Annotated in this window: 20 protein-coding genes and 1 riboswitch; of the genes, 6 read left to right on the top strand and 14 right to left on the bottom strand. The window is 68.7% G+C overall.

All coding sequences use genetic code 11. The features are described from left to right. Positions 1–68: 68 nt before the first annotated feature. The 3 genes from galU to KAK09_RS10680 are packed head-to-tail and all read left to right on the top strand — an operon-like array spanning position 69 to position 3,032. Positions 69–962 (top strand): UTP--glucose-1-phosphate uridylyltransferase GalU, encoded by an 894-nt coding sequence (gene galU / locus KAK09_RS10690; RefSeq protein WP_210878926.1) that lies wholly within the window; start codon positions 69–71, stop codon positions 960–962. A gap of 20 nt (positions 963–982) precedes the next feature. Beyond that, positions 983–1,966: a UDP-glucose 4-epimerase GalE gene (gene galE / locus KAK09_RS10685; RefSeq protein ID WP_210878925.1), complete on the top strand. Its 984-nt coding sequence runs from the start codon at positions 983–985 to the stop codon at positions 1,964–1,966. 43 nt (positions 1,967–2,009) lie between these two features. Next, complete coding sequence (locus KAK09_RS10680) at positions 2,010–3,032, top strand: glycosyltransferase family 2 protein (RefSeq protein ID WP_210878924.1); 1,023 nt, start codon at positions 2,010–2,012, stop codon at positions 3,030–3,032. Between the two features lie 68 nt (positions 3,033–3,100). Here KAK09_RS10680 and cobF read toward each other — a convergent pair whose 3' ends face one another. Genes cobF through cbiE form a run of 6 tightly spaced genes read right to left on the bottom strand, consistent with a single transcriptional unit; the run spans position 3,101 to position 8,234 of the window. Continuing rightward, positions 3,101–3,886 carry a precorrin-6A synthase (deacetylating) gene (gene cobF / locus KAK09_RS10675; RefSeq protein WP_210878923.1) on the bottom strand — a complete coding sequence of 262 codons (786 nt, stop codon included), beginning with the start codon at positions 3,884–3,886 and terminating at the stop codon, positions 3,101–3,103. After that, positions 3,883–4,605 (bottom strand): uroporphyrinogen-III C-methyltransferase, encoded by a 723-nt coding sequence (gene cobA, locus KAK09_RS10670; RefSeq protein ID WP_210878922.1) that lies wholly within the window; start codon positions 4,603–4,605, stop codon positions 3,883–3,885. Before cobA ends, cobF begins: the two co-directional genes overlap by 4 nt. Then, on the bottom strand, positions 4,602–5,909 hold the full coding sequence (locus KAK09_RS10665; protein ID WP_210878921.1) for a cobyrinate a,c-diamide synthase: 1,308 nt from the start codon (positions 5,907–5,909) through the stop codon (positions 4,602–4,604). Before KAK09_RS10665 ends, cobA begins: the two co-directional genes overlap by 4 nt. After that, positions 5,906–6,676: a precorrin-4 C(11)-methyltransferase gene (cobM, locus tag KAK09_RS10660; RefSeq protein ID WP_210878920.1), complete on the bottom strand. Its 771-nt coding sequence runs from the start codon at positions 6,674–6,676 to the stop codon at positions 5,906–5,908. The genes KAK09_RS10665 and cobM overlap by 4 nt, the downstream gene beginning before the upstream one ends. Next, the gene (locus KAK09_RS10655; protein WP_210878919.1) at positions 6,673–7,038 is read right to left on the bottom strand and encodes a cobalamin biosynthesis protein; all 366 of its coding nucleotides are present in this window, start codon (positions 7,036–7,038) and stop codon (positions 6,673–6,675) included. The genes cobM and KAK09_RS10655 overlap by 4 nt, the downstream gene beginning before the upstream one ends. After that, positions 7,035–8,234 (bottom strand): precorrin-6y C5,15-methyltransferase (decarboxylating) subunit CbiE, encoded by a 1,200-nt coding sequence (gene cbiE / locus KAK09_RS10650; RefSeq protein ID WP_210878918.1) that lies wholly within the window; start codon positions 8,232–8,234, stop codon positions 7,035–7,037. The genes KAK09_RS10655 and cbiE overlap by 4 nt, the downstream gene beginning before the upstream one ends. On the opposite strand from cbiE, the gene KAK09_RS10645 reads away from it, so the two are divergent. Then, complete coding sequence (locus tag KAK09_RS10645; protein ID WP_210878917.1) at positions 8,233–8,979, top strand: cobalt-precorrin-6A reductase; 747 nt, start codon at positions 8,233–8,235, stop codon at positions 8,977–8,979. The genes cbiE and KAK09_RS10645 overlap by 2 nt on opposite strands. Here KAK09_RS10645 and cobJ read toward each other — a convergent pair. Genes cobJ through KAK09_RS10605 form a run of 8 tightly spaced genes read right to left on the bottom strand, consistent with a single transcriptional unit; the run spans position 8,955 to position 17,492 of the window. After that, a complete protein-coding gene (gene cobJ, locus KAK09_RS10640) occupies positions 8,955–9,713 on the bottom strand; it encodes a precorrin-3B C(17)-methyltransferase (RefSeq protein WP_210878916.1) in 759 nt (252 codons plus the stop codon). The genes KAK09_RS10645 and cobJ overlap by 25 nt on opposite strands. After that, positions 9,710–10,435, bottom strand: a complete 726-nt coding sequence (locus KAK09_RS10635; protein WP_210878915.1) for a precorrin-2 C(20)-methyltransferase — start codon at positions 10,433–10,435, stop codon at positions 9,710–9,712. Before KAK09_RS10635 ends, cobJ begins: the two co-directional genes overlap by 4 nt. After that, positions 10,432–11,061, bottom strand: a complete 630-nt coding sequence (locus KAK09_RS10630; RefSeq protein ID WP_210878914.1) for a precorrin-8X methylmutase — start codon at positions 11,059–11,061, stop codon at positions 10,432–10,434. The genes KAK09_RS10635 and KAK09_RS10630 overlap by 4 nt, the downstream gene beginning before the upstream one ends. Beyond that, entirely contained in the window at positions 11,061–12,191 is a 1,131-nt protein-coding gene (locus KAK09_RS10625; RefSeq protein WP_210878913.1) for a cobalamin biosynthesis protein CobG, read from the bottom strand. Before KAK09_RS10625 ends, KAK09_RS10630 begins: the two co-directional genes overlap by 1 nt. Beyond that, a complete protein-coding gene (gene cobN / locus KAK09_RS10620) occupies positions 12,188–15,433 on the bottom strand; it encodes a cobaltochelatase subunit CobN (protein WP_210878912.1) in 3,246 nt (1,081 codons plus the stop codon). Before cobN ends, KAK09_RS10625 begins: the two co-directional genes overlap by 4 nt. Positions 15,434–15,439: 6 nt before the next feature. Further along, entirely contained in the window at positions 15,440–16,477 is a 1,038-nt protein-coding gene (gene cobW, locus KAK09_RS10615) for a cobalamin biosynthesis protein CobW (RefSeq protein WP_210878911.1), read from the bottom strand. Continuing rightward, on the bottom strand, positions 16,470–16,844 hold the full coding sequence (locus KAK09_RS10610) for a DUF1636 family protein (protein WP_210878910.1): 375 nt from the start codon (positions 16,842–16,844) through the stop codon (positions 16,470–16,472). The genes cobW and KAK09_RS10610 overlap by 8 nt, the downstream gene beginning before the upstream one ends. Positions 16,845–16,877: 33 nt before the next feature. Beyond that, complete coding sequence (locus KAK09_RS10605) at positions 16,878–17,492, bottom strand: HupE/UreJ family protein (protein WP_247651170.1); 615 nt, start codon at positions 17,490–17,492, stop codon at positions 16,878–16,880. Positions 17,493–17,575: 83 nt separating this feature from the next. Further along, positions 17,576–17,792, bottom strand: a riboswitch (cobalamin riboswitch). A gap of 36 nt (positions 17,793–17,828) precedes the next feature. Between KAK09_RS10605 and KAK09_RS10600 the strand changes: the two genes are divergently transcribed. Further along, positions 17,829–18,086 carry a hypothetical protein gene (locus KAK09_RS10600; RefSeq protein ID WP_210878908.1) on the top strand — a complete coding sequence of 86 codons (258 nt, stop codon included), beginning with the start codon at positions 17,829–17,831 and terminating at the stop codon, positions 18,084–18,086. A gap of 19 nt (positions 18,087–18,105) precedes the next feature. After that, entirely contained in the window at positions 18,106–19,209 is a 1,104-nt protein-coding gene (locus KAK09_RS10595) for an NADH:flavin oxidoreductase/NADH oxidase (RefSeq protein ID WP_210878907.1), read from the top strand. The last annotated feature ends 149 nt before the right edge of the window (positions 19,210–19,358 follow it).

Below are 19,358 nucleotides of genomic sequence, written 5' to 3'. Positions count from 1 at the left end.
TTATACGGGTGCAAAGCTTGGCGATGTTGTATATCGTGCGAGCAAACTGATGCGGTCGGAGGCAAAGTATGCGTAAACGAGTGACCAAGGCGATTTTTCCTGTGGCGGGTCTGGGAACACGCTTCTTGCCGGCAACCAAGTCGGTTCCAAAAGAGATCATGACGCTCGTGGACCGGCCCCTGGTGCAATACGCCATCGACGAGGCGCGCGCGGCGGGCATCAAGGAATTCATCTTCATCACCTCGCGCGGCAAAAGCGCGCTTGAGGATTATTTCGACAACGCGCCGCAGCTTGAGGCAGAATTGCGCCGCAAGGGCAAGGATGACCTGCTCGACATCCTCAGGACCACCAACATGGACTCTGGCGAAATCGCCTATATGCGCCAGCACAAGCCGCTCGGCCTTGGGCATGCGGTCTGGTGCGCGCGACGCTTCATCGCCAATGAACCCTTCGCCGTGATCCTGCCCGATGACGTGATCGCCGCCGAAAAACCCTGCCTGCAACAGATGGTCGAGGCGTTCGAGGAAACCGGCGGCAACATGGTTGCGGCGATGGAAGTGCCTGACGCGATGACCAAATCCTACGGCATTCTCGACGTCAAGGACGATATGGGCAGTCTCGTCTCGACCAAGGGGATGGTGGAAAAGCCCGAACCGGGCACGGCGCCGTCGAACCTTGCGGTGATCGGGCGCTACATCCTGACGCCCACGGTGTTGCAGAAACTGAACCGGAAACAGACCGGCGCGGGCGGTGAGATCCAGTTGACCGACGCCATCGACGCGGCGCGCGAGGATGGCGAGGAGGTCTATGGCTACCGCTTTCAGGGCCAGCGTTTCGACTGCGGCTCCAAGGCGGGCTTTCTTCAGGCGACGGTGGCCTTTGCGCTGGCGCGCGACGACCTGCGTGACGACCTGTGGAACTACATCACCGACATGGTGCATGCGGACAAGGCCGCGCAATAAGGCGCGGCACGGGGGCGGGTGTGGGCAATATTCTGGTCACTGGCGGGGCAGGCTATATCGGCAGCCACGCCTGCAAGGCCTTGGCGCGCGCGGGCCATACACCTGTCAGCTATGACAATCTCTGCACCGGTTGGCGCGACGCGGTGAAATTCGGCCCCTTCGAGGAGGGCTGTCTGACCGACCGTGCGCGGCTCGATCAGGTCTTTGCCGCCTACCAGCCACAGGCGGTCATGCATTTCGCCGCGCTGAGCCAGGTGGGCGAGAGCATGAGCGCGCCGGGGCTTTACTGGCATAACAACGTGGCGGGATCGCTGAACCTGATCGAGGCGGCGGTGGCGGCGGGGTGCCTTGATTTCGTGTTCTCATCGACCTGTGCCACCTATGGCGATCAGGACAACGTGCTTCTTGATGAGGGCTGCGCGCAGAACCCGATCAACGCCTATGGCAAGTCGAAACGCGCGATCGAGGACATGCTGCGCGATTTCGGGGCCGCGCACGGGCTGCGCCATGTGATCTTTCGCTATTTCAACGTGGCGGGCGCGGACCCCGAGGCCGAGGTGGGCGAGTTTCACCAACCCGAGACGCATCTCATTCCGCTGGTGCTTGACGCCATCGCCGGGCGGCGCGACGCGGTCACGATCTTCGGCACCGATTACGACACCCCTGACGGCACCTGCATCCGCGACTATGTGCATGTGATGGATCTGGTGGAGGCGCATATCCTTGGCCTGCGCTGGCTGGAAGACGGGCACGGCGTCCGCGTGTTCAACCTCGGCACCGGGCACGGATTCTCCGTGCGCAAGGTGATCGAGACGGCCGAGACGGTGACCGGCACGCCCGTGCCGGTGATCGAGGGGATGCGCCGTCCGGGCGACTGCGCCCGCCTTGTTTCCGGCTCGACGCGAGCGCGGGCAGAGCTTGGCTGGGTGCCCGTGCGCTCGACGCTTCAGGCAATGATCGAGGATGCATGGCGCTGGCACGAGGCTGGACATTACGAAAAATAGCCCCGACGCTGCACCCTGGGGTATGGAGACCGGCAGGGGCGGTATGGAGCGGCTGAACGATCTGGCCATGGCCTATCGTCTTCGCCTGCGGCGACGGCGACTGCTGGCGCGCGCGGTGGCGATGCGGCGGCAGTTGACGGCTGTCAACAACCGCACCGGGCAGATCGCATGCGGCGACATCCTATGTTTCGCCACGATGCGCAACGAGGCGCATCGCCTGCCGCATTTCCTCGAGCATCACCGCCGTCTTGGCGTGGCGCAGTTCCTGATCGTGGAGAATGACAGCAGCGATGGCACGCGCGACTACCTTGCCGCGCAAGGCGATGTGTCGCTCTGGACCACGGCGCACAGTTATAAACGCGCACGCTTCGGCATGGACTGGCTCACCTGGCTGATGATGCGGCACGGGCACGGCCATTGGTGCCTGACGCTCGACGCCGATGAATGCCTGATCTACCCCTATCACGCCACCCGCCCGCTGCCCGCGCTCTGCGGCTGGCTCGAGGCGCAGGGGCGGGCCTCCATGGGGGCGCTGATGCTTGACATGTATCCGCGCGGCCCGCTCTCGACCCATCCCTACCGGGCCGGGGATAACCCGTTCGAGACGCTGTGCTGGTTCGATGCCGGGAATTATTCGATGCGCCCCAAGCCGGACTTGCAGACGCTCTGGATTCAGGGCGGCCCGCGCGCGCGCATGTTCTTTGCCGCCGATCCCCGCCGCGCCCCCACGATGGGCAAGGTGCCGCTGGTCAAATGGCACTGGCGCTATGCCTATGTCAGTTCCACCCATTCGGTCCTGCCGCGACGGCTCAACCATGTCCATGACCGCGACGGGGGGGAGCTTACCTCAGGCGTGCTGTTGCACTCCAAGTTTCTCAATACGGTGGTGGACCGCTCGACCGAGGAGAAACGCCGGCAGGAGCATTTCGCCAACAGCGCGCTTTACGAGGGCTATTACGACGCGCTCGCCGCCGACCCGGACCTGTGGTGCGACCGCTCCACGAGGCTCCGGGGCTGGCGGCAACTGGAGGCTCGGGGGCTGATGTCGCGGGGGGGATGGGTCTGAGTCCCGCGCCAACAAGCCCGAAGGCGGTGCCAAGCGACAAGGCAGGTGCCATGGTGCGGCCTCGGACCTCATGGAGTGGATGAGGCCCCGCGACCTGGACCATCAGGCCGGGCCTTTCGCAAGAGATAGATGTCCATGATCCAGCCATGGCGCGCACGCAGACTTGCGCGTTCAGAGATGATCTGCGCTCCGACACGGGCCAGCGGCCCGGCGATCAGGTGTTCCTGCGGCATGCCCAGATAGGCCCCCCACCAGATTTGCACACCCTCGGGGTCGATCGCCTGAAAGGCGCCACCTGCATCCAGCATCACCGCCACGCTGTCCGCCCCCTCGGGCCAGCCGCCATCACGCAGCCGCCGCCCCGTGGTAATGACAACCGGCGCGCCCGGCGTGTTCAGCGGGATCGCATGGGCGGCGGTCAGCGCCGACAGGCTGGTGATGCCGGGCACGACGCGGACCCTCAGCACCATGCCGCCCGCCCGCACCCGCTCCGCGATGCGCAGGGTGCTGTCGTAAAGCGACGGATCACCCCACACCAGCAGCACCGCCTTGCCGCCCTTCGGAAAATGGCCGGCGAGGGTCTCGGCCCAGATCCGCGCGATGGCGTCGTGCCAGTCGGCGACCGCGGGCAGATAATCGCCATCGGCGGCACGGCGCGGCAGATCGAAGGTGGCGACGGGCGTATCCGGCGCAAGGGACGCGCATAGCTGAAGGCGCAGATCCGCCAGATCGGCCTTGTCTGCGCCTTTCAGCGGCACCATCACCAGATCCGCGGCGCGCATTTCCGCGATGGCCTGCCCGGTCAGATGGTCGGGATTGCCGGTGCCGATCCCGACAAGTGACAGCTGGATCATGCGCCATCCCCCTCGGCCAGCGGACCATAGAGCACCACCGCCGGGTTTGCCCCCGCCGCCAGCGCGCGCGCCAGCGCCCCCAAGGTGCTGCGGCTGAGGCTTTGATCGGGGTGACTGACATTCTCGGCCAGCAATGCGGGGGTGTCCGGCGACAATCCGGCGGCGATAAGCCGGGCGGCAAGCGCGGCAAAGGTGCGGCGCGGCATGAACACCACCGTCGTCGCGCCCGGATCGGCAAGCGCGGCCATATCCAACCCCTCGGGCAGCGCCCCGGTCTGGTCGTGGCCGGTGACGAACTGCACCCGCCGGGCGCTGACGCGGCGCGTGAGCGGGATGCCCGCCGCCGCCGCCGCCGCGCTGGCGACGGTGATGCCAGGCACGATCTCGTAGCCGATGCCGGCGGCGGCAAGGGCGGTGATTTCCTCTTCCAAACGCCCGAAAATCCCCGGATCGCCCGATTTCAGTCGCACCACCCGCGCGCCGGTCGCGGCGTGATCAACCAGCAGGCGGCTGACATGGTCCTGTCTGGGCGAGGCGCGGCCCGCGCGCTTGCCGACCGCCACCATCTCGGCCCCGGACCGGACGCGGGCAAGGACCGGACCGGCGGACAGATCATCGAACAGCACGACATCGGCCGTCTGCAACCGGTCGAGCGCGCGCAGCGTCAGCAGATCGACGGCGCCGGGACCAGAGCCCACAAAGGAGACAAAACCACTCATGTGTCCTCGCTTATCAGATGAAAGAACGTGCCGGTGACAAGACCCCGGCGTGATCCGGTCTCGGGCACGTTCGCGCCCTCGGCATCGGTGACGCGGGCCAGCGGAGGGTCGGGTTGGTCCAGAATGGTGGAATAATGAAACTCGTGCCCGCGCAGCGCAGCGCCCGGACCATGCCCCGGCATCGGCGCCAGAAGATGCGCCCGGCGGTAACCCAGATGCAGCTTGCGGGCGGAAAAGCTGGTCACAAGCCCCAGAAGCCCGGCCATGGGATGGCGCAGCCCGGCCTTGTCGATCAACGCCGCGCCAAGGGCCATGTAGCCGCCGCATTCGCCATGCACGGGCCGGGTTTCGGCATGGCGGCGCAGACCCGCATGAAACCGCCCCGCCCCCGCCAGCGTGGCGGCATGCAACTCGGGATAGCCGCCGGGCAGCCAGACCAGATCGGCGGCCGGGTCAGGGGCCTCATCGGCCAGCGGCGAGAAAGGCAGGATCTGCGCACCCGCCTTACGCCAGCCTTGCAGAAGATGCGGATAGGAAAAGGAAAACGCCGCATCCTGCGCCAGCGCGATGCGTTGCGCGGGCGGGCGCGGCAAGGCGGCGGGCGGCACATCAAAGGGGGTGGCGCGGGCGGCGGCGCGGATCGCCGACAGATCGACATGATCGCGCAGAAAGGCCGCGTAACCGGCTATCGCGCACGCCAGATCGGGGTGTTCGCTGGCCTGCACCAGCCCGAGATGGCGCTCTGGCAGGGCCAGGTCGCCGCGACGGGGCAGCGCACCGAGAACGGGAATCCCGGCTTCTGCCATGCCCAGCCGGACAAGCCGCTCGTGCCGGGGGCTGGCCACGCGGTTCAGGATCACGCCGGCAAAGGGCAGCCCGGCGCGCAAACGGGCAAATCCGAGCGCCGTGGCCGCCGCCGATTGCGCCTGCCCGGACACATCCAGAACCAGCACCACGGGCCAGCCAGTGAGCATCGCCAGCGATGAACTGGCGCCGTTACCGCTCGCACCGTTCCGCGCCACGCCGTCGAAAAGCCCCATCGAGCCTTCGGCCAGCGCCAGGTCCGCGCCCGCCGCCTGCCCGAGGATCGCAGCCAGCATCCCCGGCCCCATCGCCCAACTGTCAAGGTTGACCGACTCCCGTCCGCTGGCGGCGCGGTGAAAGGCGGGGTCGATATAATCCGGGCCGCTCTTGAACGGCTGCACGGCCAGCCCGTCCTCGGACAGGGCGCGCAACAGGCCCAGCATCACGGTTGTCTTGCCGCAGCCCGAGGCCGGGGCAGAGATCAGCAGACCGGGTGTCATGCGTCGCCATCCGCGCGGGCGGGACGAAAGCGGCGGTCGTAATCCGGGGCGTAAAGGCAGCTTTCGGCAAAGCCTTCGGCAGCGAGGGCACGACCCACCAGGATCAGCGCCGTGCGCTCCATGCTCTCGGCCACCTCGGATTCGATCGTGGCAAGCGTGGCGCGCAGGATGCGCTGGTCGGGCCAGCTTGCGCGCCAGACAACCGCGACGGGGCAATCAGGGCCATAGGCCGGGGTCAGGTCCGCCACCACGCGCGGAAGGTTATGGATCGACAGGTGAATCGCCAGCGTCGCACCCGTGGCCCCGAAAGCCGTCAGCGTCTCGCCCGCTGGCATGGCGCTGGCGCGACCCGGTGTGCGCGTCAGCACCACCGATTGCGCCAGCCCCGGCAAGGTCAGTTCCGCGCCCAAGGCGGCGGCGGCGGCGGCAAAGGCGGGCACCCCCGGCGTGACGCTACAGGGAATGTCCAGCGCGCGCAGGCGGCGCAACTGCTCGCCCATGGCCGACCACACCGAAACATCGCCCGAATGCAGCCGTGCGACATCCTGGCCGGCGGCGTGGGCATCAGCGATTTCCGCGATGATCCGATCCAGCGACAAAGGCGCGGTGTTCACGATCCGCGCACCCGGCGGGCAATGGGCCAGCACCGCCTCGGGCACCAGCGACCCGGCAAAAAGACAGACGGGACAGGCCGCGATCAGGTCGCGCCCGCGCAAGGTAAGCAGGTCGGGCGCGCCGGGGCCTGCGCCTATGAAATGAACGGTCATGGGCGGATCCTTTCGGCAATGGCGCAGGTGGCCAGACGGTCAGTGGACAGAACGCGCGTCGCCATCAACCGCGCCGGAGGCCCAAGAGCGGCAAGGGCGCTGGCCTCTGCCACGCTGCCGGTGCCTCGCGTGGCAAGACTGCGGGGCGATCGGGAGGCAGTATCCTGCGAGGTCAGGGCGGCGGCGGAAACAGCGATCAGCGGCAACGCACGGGCCTCGGCCAGAAGGGCCAGCTGCGCGACCTTGTCATCCGGACCGGCCAGGGCGTCCACCGGGCCGGTCAGTGCCTCGGCCCGCGCGAGGGCGTCCTGCAACGAGCGGATCGTCGCGCGGCTGGCATATCCGAACCCCGCAATCTTCATATCTCCACCGACCATTGCATGACCGGCCAGGCCGCGCGCCAGCCCATATGGCGGCCAATCGGGGCGGCGTGAGATATCTCGGCCCGCATCAGCGTACCGCCCCGTCGCGCCTGCGCGTCGCCCAGCAGCGCCTCGGATCCGAGCGTGACCGCATTGGCCACAACCCGCGTGCCGGGGCACAGCACCGACCAGAGATGATCGAGCAGCGCCGCCGACAGCCCGCCGCCGATGAACACCACATCGGGCAGAGGGTGGCCCGCCAGAGCCTCGGGCACGCGGCCAAGGGCAATCTGCAAGCGATCCACACCGAGCGCCAGCGCATTGTCGCGGGCGCGGGCGGCGCGGGTCGGGTCGGCCTCGAACCCGATGGCGCGGTTTGCCGGATGCGCCAGCAGCCATTCGATCCCGATCGAACCCGCCCCGGCGCCAATATCCCACAGCAACTCGCCCGCGCGCGGTGCCAGCGCCGACATCGTCAGCGCCCGGATCGGACGTTTGGTGATCTGCCCGTCATGCGCGAACAGGTCATCGGGCAGACCAGCGGCACAGGGCAGCACAGGCCCAGGGCCCGCGACCTCCAGCCCGACGGCGACGGGATGGGCCACATCGGACAGGCCAAAGCCCTGCGCAGTGGTGCTGCGGTGGCGCTCGTTCGGACCGCCGAGGCGTTCCAGCACATGCAGCACGGTGTTGCCAAAGCCCAGCCCCTCCAGCCAGCCCGCCAGCGCCGCCAGCGCCGCGCCGTCGCGCAGCAGCACCAGCGCACGTGCGCGCGGCGCCAGATGCGGGCGCAACCGTTCAAGGGGCGCCGCGTGCAGGCCAAGGCAAGCGACCGCCTCCAGCGCCCAGCCAAGCCGGGATGCCGCTAACGAGAATGTGCCCGCCACCGGCAGCGCCACCCATTCGCCCCGCTCAAGATGCCGAACCACGGTGCTGCCCGCGCCAAACCAGAACGGATCACCAGAGGCCAGCATCACCACCCGCCGCCCCCGATACGCCAGAAGCTGCGCGATGCCATCGGCGAAGGGCACCGGCCAGACCAGCCGTTCCGCCCCGACATCGGGCAAAAGCGCAAGATGCCGTGGTGCCCCGGCGATGATCTCTGCCCGATCCAGCGCGGCGCGGCTTGCGGATGGCAGGCCATCCGGGCCATCCTCGCCCAGTCCCACGATGGTCAACCAAGGAGTGTCAGCCATGCCGCATATCCTTGTCCTTGGCGGCACGACCGAGGCCAGCCTTCTTGCGCAGCGGTTGGCCGAGGCGCGCCTTCCCGCGACGCTCAGCTATGCGGGCCGGGTGGCACGCCTCCGGTCGCAGCCGGTGCCGGTGCGGGTGGGCGGCTTTGGCGGGGTCGCGGGGCTGACCGATCATCTGCGGCGCGAAAGGGTCACGCATCTGGTCGATGCCACCCATCCCTTTGCCGCGACCATGAGCGGCAATGCCATCGCCGCCTGTGCCGCGACCGGCGTGCCGCTTCTGGCACTGACCCGACCGGCATGGCAACCGGAACAGGGCGACGACTGGCGGCACATGCCGGATATCCCTGCCGCCGTCGCCGCGCTGGCGGGACCGCCGCGCCGGGTGATGCTGGCGATTGGCCGGATGCATCTCGATGCTTTCGCCGCGCAGCCACAGCACAGCTATCTGCTGCGCCTTGTCGATCCGCCCGAAGTGGCGCCGCCCCTGCCCGACTGCCACGTGATCGTGGATCGCGGGCCGTTCACGGTGGCGGGCGATACGGCGCTGATGCGCGCCCACGGGATCGACCTGATCGTGTCGAAGAACGCCGGCGGCAGCGGCGCCGAGGCCAAACTTGCAGCCGCCCGCGCCCTTGGCCTGCCGGTCATGATGATCGGCCGCCCGCCCCTGCCCGACCGGGCCGAGGTGCACAGCGTGGACGAGGTGTTGCGATGGCTTCATGGGGCCGACCTCGGTGTATAGACCCATGGGCCGCGCCCTCGCCCCCGCGCCAGCACCCGCGTCTGGCTGGAACCGACGATGACCATGGTGCGCATGTCGGCCATCTCGGGGCGCGCCTCGGGCAGGGGGACAACGCGCAGCGTCTCGTCGGGGGTAGAGACAGCGCGCGCAAAGATCACCGGGCGGGTATCGGCGCAGACCGCGCGCAACACGTCAAGCGCGCGGGCAAAGCCCTCGGGGCGTGCACGAGAGCGCGGGTTGTAGAACGCCATGGCGAAATCGGCCTGCACCGCGAGCCGCAGCCGGGTTTCGATCAGCGCCCAGGGCTTGAGATTGTCGCTGAGATTGATCGCACAGAAATCATGCCCCAGCGGCGCGCCCGCCCGCGCCGCTGCGGCCAGCATGGCGGTGATGCCGGGCAGCACGCGAATATCAAGATTGCGCCAGCCGCGCGGGCCGGTCTCGACCGCCTCGAACACCGCCGCAGCCATGGCAAAAACGCCGGGATCGCCCGACGAGACAACCACCACCCGCCGCCCCGCCTGCGCGAGGCCGAGCGCATGGGCCGCGCGCTCACGCTCTACCCGGTTGTCGGAGGCGTGCAGATGCAGCCCCTCGCGCGGGGCGATGCGGGCGACATAGGGGATATAGCCCACGACATCCGTCGCATCAGCCAGCGCCAACGAAACTTCGGGCGTCACCAGCGCATCCGCCCCCGGCCCCAGCCCGGCAATGATCAGCCAGCCGCCGCTCATGGCCGTCGCCCCTGACCGTGGATCAGCAGGATCGAGAAATAGGGCGTCACGCTATCCGCCTCGGCCAGTGGTGTCAGGCGTTGTCCCGGCATCTGCGCATGTTCTACCAGCCAGGCCTGATCGTCGCGTCCGGCAGCGTGAACCGCGCGGCGCAGTTTGGGCAGGTTGCGCCCGATCTTCATCACCACCAGCGCATCGGTATCGCGGATACGGCGGGTCAGTTCCTCTTCGGGCAGCGTGGCCATTGCCACCGTCAGCACGTCATCGCCCCAGGTGATCGGCTGGCCCGTCGCCGTCCAGGCCCCCGACATGCCGGTGATGCCCGGCACCACCTCGACCGGCACCTGACCGCAGAGCCGCGCGTGCAGATGCATGAACGAGCCATAGAAGAACGGATCGCCCTCGCAGAGCACCACCACATCGCGCCCCAGCCCGACCAGCGCGGCCAGACGCCCGGTCCAGTCGGCATAGAACCCCGACAAGAGTGCATTGTAGCGTGGGTTCGCAACGGAAATTTCTGTAGTGACCGGATATTCCATCGGGTATTCCACCGCCTGCGGGTGCAGCATTCCCTCAACGATGCGACGTGCCTGGCCGGGCTTGCCAGCCTTGCGGAAATAGGCGACGTGGCGCGCCGCCCGGATCAGCCGGTCGGCGCGCACGCTCATCAGATCCTGCGCCCCGGGGCCAAGCCCGACGCCGATTATACGCCCCACGGTCATTCCTTTCGGCTGGCAAGCGCATTGAGCGCGGCAACGGTGATGGCGCTGCCCCCCAACCGCCCCTCGACGATGCAGCAGGGCGCAGGCGTGGCCTGCCAGAGCGCGGCCTTGGATTCCACCGCGCCGACAAAACCGACGGGACAGCCAATGATTGCCGCCGGGCGCGGGCAATCGGGTGCCTCCATCATGTCGAGCAGATGAAAAAGTGCGGTCGGCGCATTGCCGATGGCAACCACCGCACCCCTCAGATGCGGGCGCCACAATTCCAGCGCGGCGGCCGAGCGGGTATTGCCCATGGCGCGCGCCAGATCGGGCACGGCCGGGTCGTGAAGGGTGCAGATCACCGGATTGTCGGCAGGCAGGCGCGCGCGGGTGATCCCTTCGGACACCATGCGCGCATCGCACAGGATCGGCGCGCCACCCTCCAGCGCCGCGCGGGCGATGGTGGCGAAACCGGGCGAAAAGCGGATATGGCGAGCAAGATCGACCATCCCGGCGGCATGGATCATGCGCACGGCGACGGGTTCCTCCTCGGGGGCGAAACGCCCGAGCGCGGCCTCGGCGCGGATCGTGGCAAAGGACTGGCGATAGATCGCCGCGCCGTCGGTTTCGTAGACATGAGGCATCAGGATGCTCCGAAATGCGCAAGCAGTTGCGCCGGGCTTTGCGCCGGCAGATCAGGGGGCGCACCGGCGCGCGCCCTGCGCGCCAGGTCAAAGCGGTGCGGCGCCGTGGCGGTCAGGGTGACATCGGCGGGGCCGGCACGGGCGCAGCCCTTGGCGCAGCCCGACACATGCAGCCGCCCCGGCACATGGCCCGCAAGACGCAGCGCCAGCGCACGCGTCTCGGCCTGGGCCTGCGGGCAGTAGGGTGCGCCCGCACAGGCATCGACACGCAGGGCCGGGGCCTCTGGGTCGGCCAGAACGCCCGCGGGCAAGGCGGCGGGCAGCCAACGCACCCCTTCCAGAACCGCAATCCGCCACGGAGTGATCCGCACGCCCTGCGCGCCGCTGCGCGCGACCAGGGTGGCCAGCGCAGGCGCTGCGATCTGGCCAAAGGCAAAGCCGACGGCAAGACCTGCGGAGCACGGCCCCGGTTCCAGCGCCGGACGCGGCGGCGCGGGGGCGTCTGGTTCCGGCAAGGGCGCCGCGTGGCGCGCCATGCGCCCCGCCTGCGCGCCGCCCGTGGCCACGAACCAATGCGCAAGTGCTATCAGCGCGTCGATCTCGCCACCCGGCGGCAGCGCCCTGCCCCACGCACGGCCCTCGGCACGCAGGATCAGCCCGCCAGCAGCGCCGCGCTCGATGCGGAAATCGGCCGGGGTGTCGCGCAGAACCGGCGCGGCGCCCGCGTCGATGGCAAAGCCCACCTTTGCAGGCAGGGGCGGCAGGTCTGCCAGCCGCGCCGTCAGTGCAAGAGCAAGCCGGTGCGTATCGTCCCCCGCGCGCCAGTCGGGTGCGACAAGGACGTTGCGGCGCGCCTCGGTGCTCTCGTCGCGATCGAGCAGCCCCAGACCGGCCAGCGCCGTCTGAAGCGCGGGCAACGATGCCTCGGCCACACCGCGCAGTTGCAGGTTGGCGCGGCTGGTCAGGTCGATCAGCCCGGCCCCGTAACGCGTGGCGGCCTGGCACAGGCCCAGCATCTGCGCGCGCGTGAGCCGCGCCAGCATCGGGCGCACCCTCACCACCAGCCCGTCCCCCGACATCATCGGGCGCAACGCACCGGGGCACCAGCCCTTGACCTCGGGCGCGCTCATTTCGTCGCCTCATCGGCCAGGATCGAGTTGCGCCGCGTTATCCAGAGCCCCGCCGCGCGCAGCGCCGAAAAACGCGCGCGCAGCGCCTCGAACGCCTGGGGATTGTGCTCGGCCATGAAGGCGCGCAGATCGTCGCGCCCCAGCGTGGCATCGTAGTAAAGATCGAACAGATGCGACGGCACCGCATCGGCCAGATGCGCGAACCCCGCCAGATGATCGAGCGTCGCCGCGATCTCGGCCGCACCGCGAAAGCCGTGGCGCATCATGCCGCTGGCCCAGTCGGGATTTGCCGCACGGGCGCGGATAACGCGGGCAATTTCCTCGGTCAGGGCGCGGGCACGGGGGGCTTCGGGGCGGGTGCTGTCCAGATGATAGAGCGCGGCCTTGCCCCCTGTCAGCGCCTGAGCAGCGGCAAAGCCTGCCTCATGCGTGGCGTGATCGGCGGCCAGCAGCAGATCGGTTTCGGGCAGATCCTGCGTCTGGACGAATCCTTCGGCCTCAACCAGCCGCGCGCGCAGGCCATCGGGGTCGGCGCGGTGCAGATCCAGCGCGTGATCCGAGGCCGCGAGCCAGGCCGCGCCCGCAGCCGCACGGGCCGCGTGGGAAAAATCGGTTTCGGTCAGCGTGATCCCGGCCCCGTAGCGCCCCGGTGCCGGGCCATAGACCCGCGCGCCGGGATCGCGGCCTGCGAACGGGTTGAAATCCGGGGCCTCGTCGCGCGCCGCCAGCGCCTGCACGGCCTGCGCAAATAACTGCGGCAGGGTCGCGAAGGCATCGCGGAACAGGCCCGAGACGCGCAGCGTCACGTCGATGCGGGGGCGGTCGAGTTCCGCCAGCGGCAGGATCTCGACCCCCGAGACACGCGCCGACCCGTCATCCCACAGGGGTCGTGCGCCGATCAGGTGCAACGCCATGGCAAACTCCTCGCCCGCCGTGCGCATGGTCGCGCTGGCCCAGAGGTTCACCACCAGCGCGCGCGGCCAGTCGCCATGATCCTGCAAATGGCGGCGCAGCACTTCGTCTGCCAGCCGCACGCCCTGCGCGTACGCCACGCGCGAGGGCACGGCGCGCGGGTCGGTGGCAAAGAGGTTCCGCCCCGTCGGCAGCACATCGCCGCGCCCCCGCCAGGGCGAACCGGCAGGCCCCGGCGGCACGAATCCACCCGACAGCGCCTGCAACAACCCCTGCCGTTCGGCCGCGCCATGATCGCCCCGGCCAAAGACATGCAGCCCGTCGCTGAAGCGGCTTTCCTTGACGTCACAGACGAAACGGTCGATGCGGGTGATCGCCTCGGTCGCGCAGGTGGTGACGTCAAGGCCCAGTTCCGCGCCAAGACCAAGCGCACCCGCCTCGTCGCGGATATCGGCCGAAAGACGGTCGCGACGCGCCGGGTCCAGCCCGTCAGCGTTGGAGAACTCGTCCAGCAGCGCCTCGAGCCGGTCGAGACCCGCGCCTGTGCGTGTCTGCACCAGCGGCGGCGGCACATGGCCGAGCGTGATCGCCGACAGCCGCCGCTTGGCCTGTGCCGCCTCGCCCGGATCGTTGACGATGAAGGGATAGATCACCGGCAGATCACCCAGAAGCGCCTCGGGCCAGCAGTCATCCGAAAGCGCCACCGCCTTGCCCGGCAGCCATTCCAGCGTGCCATGCGCGCCGACATGGATCAGAGCATCGGTGCCCCGCGCCCGCAACCAGAGGTAAAAGGCCACATAGGCATGGCGCGGACACAGGGTGATGTCGTGATAGGCGTCCTTGCGCCGATCCGGGTGGCCGCGTTCTGGTTGCAGCGCCAGAAGCGCCTGCCCTGCCTCAAACGCAGCAAAGACAAAGGCGCCGTCCCGCACCGCCGGATCATCCTCGGGCGCGCCCCAGCTTGCCGCGAGATCGTCGCGCAGCGCCTGCGGCAGACGCGCGAACGCCGTGCGATACGCCGCCAACGGCCAGCGCAACCGCGCGCGCCCAAGGCGCCCCGCCAGATCGTCAACCGGCGTCACCCCATAGCCCGCCTGCCCCAGATCGTGCAGCATCGCTTCGGTCGAGGCGGGCGCATCGAGACCAACCGCGTGGGCCATGTTCCACGGCTTGCCCGGATAGGTCGAGAGCACAATCGCCAGCCGCCGGTCGCGGACGGGCCGGCGGCAAAGCCCGACATGGGCGGAAATACGATCAGCGATGGCGGCGATGCGGTCAGGGTCGGCGCGATGTTCGGCGCGCGAGAATTGCAGGTCAGGATCGGGCGGGGCGGTTTCCTTGAAACTCGCCACGCCCAGAAAGACGCGACCATCGACCTCGGGCAGCACGACATGCATCGCCAGATCGGCGGGCGACAGGCCACGCGCAGCCCCCTGCCAGCGGGCGCGGTCATTGGTGGCCAGCGCGATCTGGAACACGGGCACGCCCGCGATATCGAGCACCGCGCAGCCCTGATCGTCACGCGCCGAAAAGGCGGTGGCGTTGACCACCGCCTGCGGTGCCAGCGCGACGATCCAGCGACGGGTCCAGGCGCGCGCCTGCGGCTCTTTCAGCGAGGGCACGGCAAGGCCCAGAACATCGAAGCCCAGGGCGTCAAGCCGTGTCGCCAGCGCCTCGATCGGGTGCAGGTCGGCGGCGGCGAGCCAGCTTCGGTAGAACGCCAGCAGCACGCGCGGGCGGGTGGCGGCAAGGTGCCAGGCGGCGGGGCAGCACAGCCCCGCGCCGACAGTCCAGCCATTGACTGCGGACAGCGCGCGCACCCCGCGAACCGGTGACGCATACAGCCCCGAGGCCAGCGCCAGTTGCTGCAACGCCGCCTGGGCCGCCACCACCCCGCCCTGCGCGCACAGATGTGCCAGTTGGCGCAGGGTGCTGCGCGGCAGCGTCGATATCTCGTCAAGCTGGGGATCGGGGCGGCCATCGCCGGGCAGAACCGCCAGTGCGATGCCGCGTTCCTGCGCCAGGGCCGCGACCGCCTGCAACCCGTACGGCCAGTAAGCCCGCCCCCCGATCAACCGGATCAGGATGCCCTTCGCTCCCGAAAGGGTGGTATCGACATAGGTATCCACCGACAGCGGATGCCGCAGCGCCGCCAGGTTGAGCAGCCGCAGCGACGGCAAGGCCCCGCCCGCCCGATGCCAGCCAGCCGCGAAAGCGCCAAGATCGCTGTCAGAAAAGGACAGCACCACCAGATCGGCGGGGCCTTGTCCCGGATCGATGGGCGTGGCCGTTTCCTCCAGCCCGTGACTTTCGCGAAAGACGACATGCATGGGTAGTCAGCCTTCCAGTGCCGCCCGGATCGTCGCCGGATCGAGCCGCCCATGCTCGGCGATGATCACCAGCCGGGTCAGCCGCGTCTCGCCCGCCTGCCAGGGCCGGTCGAACTGATGGCGCACCCGCGCGCCGACCGCCTGCACCAGCGCGCGCAAGGGCTTGCCCGCCACCGCGACATGGCCCTTGACGCGCAGGATGTCCTCTGTTTGCGCCAGCGCCTCGATCCGCCCGGCCAGTGCAGGCAGGTCCGCCACTTCGCCCAGATCCAGAACGAGCGTTTCGAAATCGTCGTGCTCATGGTCATCGGCGCCATCGTGATGCGAGGGGCGGGCGGCCAGATCGCTCTCGGCCGCCGCGTTCAAACCCAGCAGCAGCGCCGGATCCACCCGGCCTTCGATGGCCTCGATCACCGGTAGTCTGCGCGGCGCTTCAGCGGCGATCACGGCGCGGGCCTTCGCGACACCGCCCGCGCCGGCCAGATCGGGCTTGGTCAGCACCACCAGATCGGCGCAGGCGATCTGATCCTCGAACACCTCGGCCAGCGGCGTGTCGTGGTCAAGACTGTCATCAGCGGCGCGCTGCGCCTCGATCGCCGCCGGATCAGCGGCAAACCGGCCCGCCGCCACCGCTTCGGCATCGGCGAGGGCAATCACCCCATCCACCGTCACGCGCGACCGGATTTCGGGCCAGTCGAAGGCGCGCAGCAGCGGCTTGGGCAGCGCAAGGCCAGATGTCTCGATCAGGATATGGTCGGGGCGCGGCTCGAGCGCCAGCAACCCCGAGATCGTCGGAATGAAATCATCAGCCACGGTGCAGCAGATGCAGCCGTTCGCCAGTTCAACGACATTCTCCGCCGGGCAATCGGGAATGGCGCAGGATTTCAGGATTTCGCCATCCACCCCCAGCGTGCCGAATTCATTGACCACGACCGCCAGCCGCCGACCGGTGCCGGCACGGATCAGATGGGAGATCAGCGTCGTCTTGCCCGCCCCCAGAAAGCCGGTGACGACGGTGACGGGAACCTTGGACAGATCAGTCATGCGGGGCCTCCTGCGGGGGAATGCGGGCAATGCAGTTCTTGCGGAAATGTTCAGGCCGCTCGCGCCAGGGCACCAGCCCGTCAAGGGTGTCGCGATAGCGCGCGACCCCCTTGAGCAGTGCGGACAGATCGGTGCTGTCGGGGGCGATATTGCCATAAACATAGGTCCATCGCCCCGGTCCGCGCAGCGCGATCGTGCAACCGCGCGAACAGTTCGAAAGACACTCCACCCCGCGCAGGCGCACACCATCGGGCATGTCCCGCGCTAACTGGTCCAGCAGCGTGGCGCCCGCGCGCGGGGCGTCATCGGTCGCAGGCACATTGCCCGCCCTGCACGTCGTGCAGACGAGAAGGTCAACGATTGTCATGGGTTTCTCCGGTTAAAAGCGCAGCCCGGCCACTCAGGCCATGATCATCGCCTCAAGCGTTTCCAGCGCGAAGGCGATACCGATCCCACAGCACAGCGCCGCCGCGATCCGCGTCTGCCCCTGCCCACGTTCGGTCGCCAGTGCGCGCGCGGCCAGATGCGCCACGCCCGAGGCAATGGCGAACTGCACCGCCGCGAAACCCGCCAGATAGGCTAGCACCGGCATCGGTTCGGATCCGATTACCGCCTCGCCATAGGCCCAGCCGTGGAACAGGCCGATCGCCGCGAACCCGACAAGCGCCGCTGTCCCGTCCAGCTTGCGCCCCGCGAGAAGAAGCGCGCCGAGGGCGACAACCGATCCCGCGATCACCGGTTCTGCCAGCGGCAGGACGACCCCGCCCAGTTGCAGCAGCGTCCCCGCTACCGTCGCCACGATGAAAGCTGTCGGCGCCGCCAGCATCCGCCCCGACAGGGCCGCCGCCAGACCGACAAGAATGACGAAGGCAAAATGGTCAATGCCGATCACCGGATGCGCCAGCCCGCTCAGCAGACCATGCATCAGCGTCTGTGGTGCCGCGCCCCCCATCGGGTGATGCGCCAGCGCCGGTGTCGCGCCCAGCAGCGCCAGCAAAAGAATGGTTTTCTTCATGTGTCCCTCAATCATTAGGGGACAAGGGTTTGATGGCGGGAAGGCGCAAACGCATCGACCCGTCACCGGAACACCCCGTCCGGTTCACGTCGTTCGCGCTGGCAGGTCTCCCGGCTTGCGGATTTTCGGGGCTGAAGGGCCCCGAGTGCTCACCCTGCCTTCCCGGTGCGGATACACCAGTGGCCTTGGGTGACCTCTCCGGTCACGGTCGCGGGGGCGGCTGTGCTTGGGGGCGCGATGGCCCTTGTCACATTCCCTTTTCACCTGTCATGGACAGGCACCAGCCCTTACTGGATGAATGCTGCCGACGGCCAAGTCAAGCGTGGAGTGCGGCGTATGAAAAACCTTGCTTGCCGCCACGCGACAGCGGAACGGATCAAGCGGGCGGCCATACCAATGACGGCTGCGGATCGTGAAGCAGACCCCAGAGAAGCGCGCCTGCCTTTTGGCGGGGCGCGGCCCCTCGGCCTTCTCGATCCTGGAATGGCGGTGGTCGGCACATTGCGGCCAGAGGACATGCCGCTCATGGTGATCGTGGACATCCCCGGCAATCCGATCCACAAATCCGGTCCGGTAGCCTGGCGCAGCACATGACACAAGAGAGGCACAGCAGATGAGCACACCCGCACTTTTCACCCCCACCCGAATCGGCCCACTTGAGTTGGAGAACCGCATCGTCATCGCGCCCATGTGCCAGTATTCCGCGCAAGACGGCTGCATGACCGACTGGCACCTGATGCATTACGGCCAACTGGCGATGTCGGGGGCGGGGCTCCTGATCTTCGAAGCCTCCGCCGTCGCCCCCGAGGGGCGGATCTCATGGGCCGATGCAGGGCTTTACGATGACGCGACCGAGGCGGCGATGGCCCGCGTCATGCAGGGGGTGCGGCAATGGTCCGCCATGCCGCTGGGGCTGCAACTTGCCCATGCGGGACGCAAGGGCAGTTGCGCGCAGCCCTGGAAGGGCGGCCAGCAACTGCCTTCGGACGATGACCGCAGCTGGCAGACCGTCGCACCCTCGGCGTTGCCCTTCGCCGAAACCGACCGGCCGCCGCTGGCGCTGGATGCGGCGGGCTTGCAAGCCGTGGTTGCCGCATTCGCCGAAGCGGCCCGGCGCGCCGCCCGTCTGGGTTTTGACGCGGTCGAGTTGCACGGCGCGCATGGCTATCTGATGCATCAGTTCCTGTCGCCCCTCTCGAACACCCGCACCGATGGCTATGGCGGTAGCCTTGACAACCGTATGCGCCTGCCGCTCGAGGTGTTTGAGGCGGTGCGTGCCGCGTTTCCGGCCGACCGGCCGGTCACGATGCGGGTTTCCGCGACGGATTGGGTCGAGGGGGGCTGGGATGTCGAACAGACAGCCATACTGGCGCGGGAACTCGCGCGTCTGGGCTGCGCCGCGCTCCATGTCTCGAGTGGCGGGCTGGACCCGAGACAGGCGATTCCCGTCGGTCCGAACTATCAGGTCCCGCTCGCGCGTGCGCTGCGCGCGGCGGTGTCGATGCCCGTCATCGCCGTGGGGCTGATCACCGAGCCGCAGCAGGCCGAGGCGATCATCGGCACAGGCGATGCCGACATGATCGCCCTGGCCCGCGGGATACTCTACAATCCGCGCTGGCCCTGGCACGCCGCCGCGGAACTCGGGGCCGAGATCACCGCGCCGCCGCAATACTGGCGCAGCCAGCCCCATACCCTGAAATCGCTGTTCAGAACCTGAGGGCAGCCATCCGGCGCCGTGTCACGGCAGGGGGCATGTGGTTTGGCAAGATCGCGTCCTGGCGAGGCATATGGCGCGAACACGCGCGCATCAGGCAGCAGCATGGCCCCCCATGCCGGAGCGGGACCCGGGCGCCGCAGCTTGCTGGC

The sequence above is a fragment of the Roseovarius autotrophicus genome, from assembly GCF_018069895.1.
GTDB lineage: Bacteria > Pseudomonadota > Alphaproteobacteria > Rhodobacterales > Rhodobacteraceae > Roseovarius > Roseovarius autotrophicus.
Note: the sequence above shows the minus strand (reverse complement) of the source record. Positions and strands in the feature narration are given on the sequence as shown.